The 8494-nt window shown below is 70.9% G+C and carries 10 protein-coding genes and 1 tRNA gene; 7 read left to right on the top strand and 4 right to left on the bottom strand.

The window, feature by feature from the left end:
* Positions 1 to 653 precede the first annotated feature (653 nt).
* The 3 genes from ACGFIV_RS15115 to ACGFIV_RS15105 all read left to right on the top strand — a co-directional run bounded on the left by ACGFIV_RS15115 (position 654) and on the right by ACGFIV_RS15105 (position 4140).
* Positions 654 to 1412: a thioesterase II family protein gene (locus ACGFIV_RS15115; protein WP_392835158.1), complete on the top strand. Its 759-nt coding sequence runs from the start codon at positions 654 to 656 to the stop codon at positions 1410 to 1412.
* A 72-nt stretch (positions 1413 to 1484) separates the two neighbouring features.
* Positions 1485 to 2909 (top strand): amidase, encoded by a 1425-nt coding sequence (locus ACGFIV_RS15110; RefSeq protein ID WP_392835155.1) that lies wholly within the window; start codon positions 1485 to 1487, stop codon positions 2907 to 2909.
* A gap of 445 nt (positions 2910 to 3354) precedes the next feature.
* Positions 3355 to 4140, top strand: a complete 786-nt coding sequence (locus ACGFIV_RS15105) for a pentapeptide repeat-containing protein (protein WP_392835361.1) — start codon at positions 3355 to 3357, stop codon at positions 4138 to 4140.
* On the opposite strand, the gene ACGFIV_RS15100 is transcribed toward ACGFIV_RS15105, so the two are convergent.
* Positions 4118 to 4840, bottom strand: a complete 723-nt coding sequence (locus ACGFIV_RS15100; protein WP_392835152.1) for a 4'-phosphopantetheinyl transferase — start codon at positions 4838 to 4840, stop codon at positions 4118 to 4120. The genes ACGFIV_RS15105 and ACGFIV_RS15100 overlap by 23 nt on opposite strands.
* An 87-nt stretch (positions 4841 to 4927) precedes the next feature.
* A complete protein-coding gene (locus tag ACGFIV_RS15095) occupies positions 4928 to 5065 on the bottom strand; it encodes a hypothetical protein (RefSeq protein WP_392835150.1) in 138 nt (45 codons plus the stop codon).
* A 110-nt stretch (positions 5066 to 5175) separates the two neighbouring features.
* Between ACGFIV_RS15095 and ACGFIV_RS15090 the strand changes: the two genes are divergently transcribed.
* Entirely contained in the window at positions 5176 to 5409 is a 234-nt protein-coding gene (locus ACGFIV_RS15090; protein ID WP_392835147.1) for a hypothetical protein, read from the top strand.
* A 345-nt stretch (positions 5410 to 5754) separates the two neighbouring features.
* On the opposite strand, the gene ACGFIV_RS15085 is transcribed toward ACGFIV_RS15090, so the two are convergent.
* Both ACGFIV_RS15085 and ACGFIV_RS15080 read right to left on the bottom strand, forming a co-directional pair.
* Complete coding sequence (locus ACGFIV_RS15085) at positions 5755 to 5943, bottom strand: hypothetical protein (RefSeq protein WP_392835144.1); 189 nt, start codon at positions 5941 to 5943, stop codon at positions 5755 to 5757.
* A gap of 23 nt (positions 5944 to 5966) precedes the next feature.
* A tRNA-Pro gene (locus tag ACGFIV_RS15080) sits at positions 5967 to 6040 on the bottom strand.
* Positions 6041 to 6255: 215 nt separating this feature from the next.
* On the opposite strand from ACGFIV_RS15080, the gene ACGFIV_RS15075 reads away from it, so the two are divergent.
* The 3 genes from ACGFIV_RS15075 (at position 6256) to ACGFIV_RS15065 (ending at position 8491) form a co-directional block, all read left to right on the top strand.
* Positions 6256 to 6708 carry a hypothetical protein gene (locus ACGFIV_RS15075; RefSeq protein WP_358551163.1) on the top strand — a complete coding sequence of 151 codons (453 nt, stop codon included), beginning with the start codon at positions 6256 to 6258 and terminating at the stop codon, positions 6706 to 6708.
* 133 nt (positions 6709 to 6841) lie between these two features.
* Positions 6842 to 7621: a hypothetical protein gene (locus ACGFIV_RS15070; protein WP_358551161.1), complete on the top strand. Its 780-nt coding sequence runs from the start codon at positions 6842 to 6844 to the stop codon at positions 7619 to 7621.
* A 6-nt stretch (positions 7622 to 7627) separates the two neighbouring features.
* Positions 7628 to 8491, top strand: a complete 864-nt coding sequence (locus tag ACGFIV_RS15065; protein ID WP_392835140.1) for a hypothetical protein — start codon at positions 7628 to 7630, stop codon at positions 8489 to 8491.
* Positions 8492 to 8494 lie beyond the last annotated feature (3 nt).

The raw sequence follows: 8494 nt of genomic DNA, 5'->3' as shown, positions 1-8494 counted from the left end.
AACCCGCAATCCCTCGGGCCAGCACAGCTCCTCGAGTTCAATGAGCCGGGTGAGGTCGGACGCGTCCGCACGGCGAATGACTGCATGGCGCTGCCAAAGCATGATGAGATGGTCCGTTCCCCCGCGTGCCAGACCGTCCCGGACACACCAAACGACTATCTTTCTCGCCGCCGAAGGTGAAACCACCTGGACATGAAATATGTCCACCGTGAGGGTGAACGCATTTCCTGCCGTTGACGGCTTTGCGACTATTTCACCCGGAGATCACTTAGTCAAACCATGCCCCCGGGCAGGGTGACTCGCATAGTCTTCATCGCAGGTCAAGCCTCTATTCGGGTGAAATTCCAGCCCTAGGACGGCCATGAGGTGGTGCGGGTCGTGCTTGAGCTTGCGGATGGTCGCGGCGATCTTCCGGGTCCCGGATTGGCGGATCATCCACCGGCTCACGACCATTCGTGACGCAGCCGAACACCTCACCTATTACCTGATCTACCTGCGGAAACGACTTTGCGGGTCGCCCTGTGCCCCCGGGGGCGGCGCTCCCCCCGCATACCCTCTAAGGTGACCGTCGCCGCAAACATGCCTTCGCGGGCGCGAGCCCCGTGGTTGAAGGCCCGTCAGGGCGGCTCTCGCACGACGAAGGGGAACAGACCGTGGCCGAACCGTCGATGAGGAGCGCCTGGATCCGGCGGTTCCACCCGGCGCCCGAAGCCCCCGTCCGCCTGGTCTGCTTCCCGCACGCCGGCGGTGCCGCCACGTACTACCACTCGCTCTCCCAGGCGATGTCGCCGGACGCGGACGTGCTGGCGATCCAGTACCCCGGGCGGCAGGACCGCCTCGGCGAACCGTGCATCGAGGACATACCCACACTCGCCGACCGGCTCGTCGACGAGCTGGTTCCCTGGTCCGACCGCCCGCTGGTCCTTCTCGGCCACAGCATGGGGGCCGCCGTGGCGTTCGAGGTCGCGCTCCGCCTGGAGCGCCGCGGGGTGGTGCCGCTCGGGCTGTTCGCATCGGGGCGGCGCGCGCCCTCGCTCCGCCGCGACCAGCGCGTGCACCTCGCCACCGATGCGGAACTGGTTGCCGAGCTCAAGAAGCTCAACGCCGCCAACGCCGAGGTCTTCGCCGACGAGACGCTGCTGCGCATGGTGCTGCCGACGATCCGCAGCGACTACCGCGCCATCGAGCGCTACCACAATCCGTCGGCCCTCCCGTTGCGTTGCCCGATCGTCGCGCTGACCGGAGACGCCGACCCCGTCGCGGACGTTGCCGACGTCGAGCTCTGGGCGCGGCACACCTCGGCGTCCTTCCGGATGCGGGTCTTCCGCGGCGGCCACTTCTTCCTTGACGACCACGCCGACGCGGTCCGGCAGGAGATCCGCGACCACATCGCGGCCGTGAGCACGTGCTGACCCCGCCGGGATACCCGGCCCACGATCGCGCGGCGCAGTGGGTCAGGCTGACGTCGGCCGCGGAGTCGAGGAGTGGGACCGCTGGAACCGCATGAATACGCCTCCCTGGACGCGGTCGGCCTGCGCGACCTCATCCAGGCGCGCGAGGTGACCGCGGCCGAGGTCGAGGACGCCGCCCGGCGCGCCCTGGCCCAGGTCGGCCCCGAACTCGGCGCCCTCACCCGTCCACTGTTCGAACCGGCCCTCGTCCACGATCCCGACGGCCCGTTCGCAGGAGTCCCCTTCGTGATCAAGGACAGCGGTCCGTTCGCCCGGGGGGTTCCGTTCACCCTGGGCAGCCGCAGCATCCAGGGGGCCGTGGCCGCCGTCGACCACGACCTGATGGCCCGCTTCCGGGCGGCGGGCCTGGTGGCGCTGGGCCAGAGCACCGCGCCCGAGTTCGGCCTGAGCTTCGCGACCGAATCCGTGCGGTACGGCGTGACACGCAACCCGTGGGACCCAGGCCGGGGCGTCGGCGGGTCCAGCGGGGGGGCGGCCGCGCTCGTCGCCGCCGGTGCCGTGCCGGTGGCCCACGCCAACGACGCCGGCGGGTCGATCCGCGTGCCCGCGTCCTGCTGCGGGCTCGTCGGCCTCAAGCCGAGCCGCGGCCGCACCCCCTGCGGCCCGCTCACCGGCGAGGCCGCGTTCGGGCAGCTCGTGGAGTTCGGGCTCACCCGGTCCGTACGGGATACGGCCCATCTGCTGGACGCGGTCTCGGCGCCGCCGGTCGGCGACAAGTACCAGGCGCCGGCACCCGCGCGCCCCTTCGCCGAGGCGCTGCGCACCGACCCCGGCCGACTGCGGGTGGCCCTCGCCACCACGCCGTGGTTCGGCACCCCTGTCGACCTGCAGGTCGCCGAGGTCACGGCGAACGCCGGCAAGGTGCTGGAGTGGATCGGGCACTCGGTGACCGAGGCGCGGCCCGGCATCGACGCCGACGACATCATCGAGGCGGCCATGCTCAGCGTCGTCTCCACGGGCGGAGCGGTCCTCAGGGGCGCCCCCCGCCGCCCGGACCCGGCCTCGCTGGAGGCCGTGTCGCGTACGGTGCTCGCCGAGGCCGAGGCGTTCACCGCGCTCGACGTGCTGGCGGCGATGGAGGCCCAGGACCGCGTGACCCGGCCCGTGGGGCGCTTCTTCCTCGACCACGACCTGCTGGTCACCCCGACACTGGCCGCCCTTCCGGCACCGCACGGCACGCTGGCCTACGACGCCCCCGGCCAGACCGCACGCTCCTGGCTGCGCCGCATCTTCGCCCACGGGCCCTTCACGGCCGCCTTCAACGTCTCCGGCCACCCCGCGATCAGCCTCCCGCTGGGGCAGAGCCGGGAGGGCCTGCCCATCGGCGTCCAGCTCATCGCCGCCCACGGGCGAGAGGATCTGCTGCTCCAGGTGGCCGCCCAATTGGAACAGGCGGTGCCGTGGAAGGACCGGCAGCCGCCGGTCTACATCGACTGAGAGCGACGGGACCTCGGCGCCTGGGCCCGCACGGGCACCGCGTGCCGGCCGACCGAGACCGGACGGCCGCGGTCCCGTCGGCCGCTCGGGCATCGCGCGCCGTCTGCGAGAATGAAAGCCTTCTCGGAGCGCCGCGCTATGCGGTGCTCGACGCCCAACAGGAGCACGCACGGTGTCGCCACAGCACGGAGCCCCCTCTTCCTCCGGGGGGCGCAAGCGCCCCTCCGCGGGCGAGGACCGCAAGCAGCCCTCCTCTGCCGGTGAACCCAAGCGGTCTTCTGCCGCCGGCGGGCAGGGGCGCCCGTCCCAGGCGCGCGAGCGCAAGCGTCCGTCCGCAGCGCAGGGCCGCGAGCGTGCCGCGTCCGCAGGCCAGGGCCGAGAGCGCGCCACCGCCGGCCAGGACCACACGGCCCAGGACCGCAGGGCACCCCAGAACCGCAAGGACCTGCAGGCCGACTGCGCCAACTGCTTCGGCCTGTGCTGCGTGGCCCTGCCCTTCGCCCGCTCCGCCGACTTCGCCGTCAACAAGCCAGCCGGGCAGCCGTGCTCGAATCTCCAGTCGGACTTCCGCTGCGGCATCCACGCACAGCTGCGCGACAAAGGCTACCCCGGCTGCACCGTCTTCGACTGCTTCGGCGCCGGGCAGAAGGTGTCCCAGATCACCTTCGGCGGCACCGACTGGCGTCAGGCGCCGAAGACGGCGCGCTCCATGTTCGAGGTCTTCCCCGTCATGCGGCAGCTGCACGAGCTGCTCTGGTACGTCACCGAGGCCCTCGACCTCGCACCGGCCCACCCCGTCCACAAGGAGCTGCGGCGGGCGCTGGCCCACATCGACGGCCTGACCCGCGGCAGCCCCGAGTCGATCACCGAGCTGGACGTGAACGCGCTGCGCGGCGAGGTCAACACGCTGCTGCTGCGGGCCAGCGAGCTCGTCCGGGCCCAGGTCCCGGGCCGCAAGAAGAACCACCGCGGAGCCGATCTGATCGGCGCGAAGCTGTCCGGCGCCGACCTTAGGGGGGCGAGCCTCCGCGGCGCCCTCCTCATCGCCGCCGACCTGATCGGGGCCGACCTGCGCGACGCCGACCTGATCGGGGCCGACCTGCGCGATGCCGACCTGAGCGGCGCCGACCTCACCGGCGCCCTGTTCCTCACCCAGGCGCAGCTGAACGCGGCCAAGGGCGACGCGGCCACCGAGCTGCCTCCCGCGTTCAGCCGACCTGCTCACTGGTAGGCGCGGGGATCACCACGGCGGTCACCACCAGCCCGTGCCGGACCCGCCACCGGCCGTCAAAGCAGTCCAGGCGCACCCCGCCCACCACCGGCCCGGGCACCTTCAGGACCGCGGTGAACGTGCCGCGCTCCGGGTCGGGCGTGATCGCGCACTGGCCGAAGTCCAGCCAGCGCCCGGTCAGCGGGAACCACGCCTTGTAGACGCTCTCCTTCGCGCTGAACAGCAGACGGTCCCAGTGCACGTCCGGGTGGGCGGCGCCGAGCCGCTCGAGTACGGACCGCTCCTCGGGCAGCGTGATCAGCTCGCGCACGCCCTCGGGGACGGGTTCGTTGGGCTCCCCGTCCACGCCGAGTGCCGCGATGGACGCGCCGCGCGCGACGGCGGCCGCGTGGTATCTCACGCAGTGGGTCATGCTGCCGACGATGCCCTCGGGCCAGCGCGGTGCCCGGCGGGCCCACTCCGGGCCGCTCCCACTGGGCACGAGCGGCCGGGGCGCCACACCGATCCGCGCCAGCGCCCGGCGCGCGCACAGCCGGACCGAGCCGAACTCCCGCCGCCGCTTCTCCACCGCACTGGCCACGGCCTCGGCCTCCTGCGGAAACAGCTCGACCCCGTCGACGGCGTCGAACAACTCGGCCACGGCGACGTCCTCGTGCAGCAGCCCCTCCAACAGCCCGCCCGGCGCCGTAGCGTCGAACACATCGCCTCCTGCTAGTTGAACAGCGGCACCGGGTGACACCCTATGCCGCCACGTCCGCTCCGCGATCAGCACCGTCCCCTGCCCGCCTCACGCGCCGTCGCCGTCGCTCAGTGTCTTGAGCCCCCGCAGCAGCAGATGGGCCCACTCGGTCCGGTCCAGCAGCCCGGACGGGAAGTCGAAGGAGCTACGGCCGTCGTCCCCGTCGACCAGATCCCCCGAGAACACGGCCGGCTCCCCGCTCTTCGGATCCAGGGCTGAGGCCCCGATCTATTGGATCTTGGCGCGGGCGCCACGCCTGGCCGGACAGCCCTCGCGTCACCTGAGAGACTGCTGTCATGACCCACAGCCATGATGAGGACCCCGCGTGCGACGCCGCCCACGGCGACGCGCCCTTGGAGGGGACGCGGCCGACGCTCGTCGCGGTGTTCGCCTCCCCGGTGGCGGGTCACCTCCTGCGGTTCGGCGCTGAGCTGGGCTTCCGGCCGATCCTGCTGGAGCCGGACGCGGATCGCGGACTCAACGGCCTCCCGATGGACTCGCGCGGGCCTGTTCCTGATCGCGCCGGGTGAGGTAGCGGACGTGGTTGGCGTGGGCGTCATAGCGCCACCGGTACGGCTGGGCGCTGGCGTTGTGCCGGATGGTGAACGTGTCGATCTGCTCCATCAGGTCCTCGCGGGAGGTGAACTCGCCACGACGGAGCAGGCGGCGGGTCAGCACCGAGAAGCCAGCTGGCGTGCTTGGGCGTGTAGGTGACCTTGAATCTGGGGTGGGCGGCCCTCCGTCGTCCGTGACCCTGCGGGCTGGCCGCCGCAAGCCCCTGCGGGATCCACGGTGGAACCATTCTCCGCGACCCTGCTGTTCCATGCCATCAGGAGGAAAAGAAGATCATCCAGTCACGTCCTTTACGTTGTAGATCAGACCGGGTCGACGGCCAGTTGCGAGTAGCCATTTGAACATTCCGCGTGCCCATCGGCTTCGAGCCGCCGCAACAGGCGGCAGCCTGCGGCAATGACGGGCAGCCGGGTGTCGGCAACTGACGTCTCGTCCGAGCAACAAACGAGCAACGAGAAACAGAAAGCCGTGATCGCATCCCTCGCGATCACGGCTCCGACCTGCCGAAACAGTGTCGGGACGACAGGATTTGAACCTGCGACCCCTTGACCCCCAGTCAAGTGCGCTACCAAGCTGCGCTACGTCCCGTTGCTCACCGAGGCGAGCAAGAACAACCTTAGCGCAGATCTAGGGGTCGTGTGTACGGCTGCCCCTGCGGCGGAGGCCCGTCCGCCGCGCGACGAATGCCTACGGGACCGCGCGATGTGCGGCCGGCGGGGGAACGTCTGGGGATGACGGATGATCAGGCGGCGGGGAACATAGGGCTGTGTGACTGGTGGGACGTTCGAGAGTGGGATGGGCTAATGGGGCGGAAGGCGCACATCGAGCGGGAAGAGCTGCGGCGGCTCGTCGCCGAGGGGCGGTCCAACGCGGAGCTGGCCGGGCACTTCGGGGTGACCGAGTCGGGGATTCTGCAGGCGAAGCGGAACGCGGGCCTCGCCAAGCCGATGCTCGACCACAGCAAGGCCATCCCGTGGAAACTGAATCGCGCCCACAACCAGACCGGCCCCGCCACCAATCTGAGGAACCTCTCCGCGATCGCCCAGGGCGGCGCCGTGCCACAGACCAAGATCAACACGGCTCTGCGCTGGGCACAAAGGCTGGTCGACGGTGACCTGGACATCGCCTACGGCCCGGAAGAGGGGTTCCACGAGGTGCCCGCCGGCGGGGGCTCCCACATCCGGGCCGTACTGGACGACGCGCTGGACAGGCTCGCCCAGCGGGAAGGCGTCCCTGCGGACGAGGACGACGGGTAGGGGCTGCCGGCTGGGACCCCTGGGCTACGGGGCGTGGCTGATCACTTGACCTAATGCATGCGTCGAGTCTGTTTTGCGGTCTCCATCTCGGGCAGTCGGGGGGTTACAAAGGCACACATAACCGGAGGCAGACATGACCATCACCTGGGTGGCCGTCGTTGTAGCCGCGGTGGTGGCGATCTTGGCCGTCGGCTACCTCGTGACGCAGCGACAGCGCAGGCACCGGCTCCAAGAGCGCTTCGGCCCCGAGTACGAGCGGACCGTGAGCGAACGCGACAACCGTCGCGAGGCGGAGCAGGAGCTGCTCGAACGTGAGCAGCGTCACGCGAAGCTGGACATCAGGCCGCTTGCTCCGGAGACCCGATCGACCTATTCCAAGAAGTGGACCGAGGTGCAGGAGCGGTTCGTCGACGCTCCCGGCTTCGCCGTCACCGAGGCCGACCACCTCGTGACCGCCGTCATGGCGGACCGGGGCTACCCCACCGAGGGATTCGAGCAGCAGGTGTCCGACCTGTCGGTCGTCCACGGCCCGACCCTCGACCACTACCGCAAGGCCCACGAGATCAGCAGCCGGGCGGCCAGGCAGGAGGCGTCGACCGAGGAGCTGCGACAGGCCATGGTGCACTACCGCGCCCTGTTCGAGGAGCTGCTGGAAGACACCACCGCCTCCGGCCGTGGCGACCGGGAGACCATGACCCCGGACCGCCGGGGAACCGTCGACACTGACCGCCGTGAGGCCGTGGACCCCGCACACAGGGGAACCGCCGACCGCCGTGAGGCCGTGGACCCCGGCTACAGGGGAACCGCGGACGTCAACGGCCGTGAGGCCGTGGATCGCGACCACAGGGCAGCCGTGAACGACGCTCGACTGGCCGAGGACCGTACCTCGCATCGCAACACCCAGGGAGGCTGACCAGCGATGGAATCCTATCGCCGAGACACCACAGGCGAGCCGCTCCGCGACCCGGAGACCGGCCAGGTCCTTGACCCCGCCGGCACGGCGGACGGCCGTACGGACGGCGAGCGCGCCGGCGACCGTACGGGTGAGGTCGATACCGCCTACGACCACGCGGACCACGACCGGGGCAGGCACGAGCTGACTGACGACGACGAGCTCACCGAACGCGACGACCTCACCGGGCGGAACGACTTCACCGGACGCGACGACTTCTCCGAGCCGGGGGGCATGACCGGGCGGGACGAGCCCACGGATCCGGACGGGCCCGCGGGCACCGGGTTCGCGGACGGTGTCTCCGAGCGGGACCGTGTCCCGGGTTTCGGTGAGCCGGACGCCGAGGCCGTGCGGGCGAAGCAGGACGAGCAGGCTGATCTCATCGTGTACCCGGACGAGGCCGACTACCCGACCCGGTCCGACGACGACGGCGGGCTGACGGCCGGGGTTCCCGACCTGGAGCCGGAGCCCGTCCTGGCCACGAGCGGCAGCGTGAACGACAACGACGCGCATCGCTCCGAGACCGGCCACGCGGAGCAGGGCACCGGATCCGCCGACTTCCAGCAGCGCTGGCGCGAGGTCCAGGCCGGTTTCGTCGACGACCCCCGGGACGCCGTCGAGCGGGCCGACCAGCTCGTCGAGGAGGCCGTGACGGCCCTCACCTCGCGCAGGCAGGGGCTCGTCGACCGCTGGAAGAACAGCGACCAGGGTGACACCGAGCAGCTCCGGCTGGCTCTGCGCGACTACCGCTCCCTGCTCGAAGAGCTCGTAGGGCTCTCCTACTCGACCGCCGGGCACGGAAGCCTCCCGGCTTCACAGGAAGTGAGGTAAGCG

It is taken from the genome of Sphaerisporangium sp. NPDC049003 (assembly GCF_043197795.1).
In the GTDB taxonomy this organism is placed as follows: domain Bacteria; phylum Actinomycetota; class Actinomycetes; order Streptosporangiales; family Streptosporangiaceae; genus Sphaerisporangium.
This window is presented reverse-complemented; position numbering and strand designations above follow the sequence as displayed.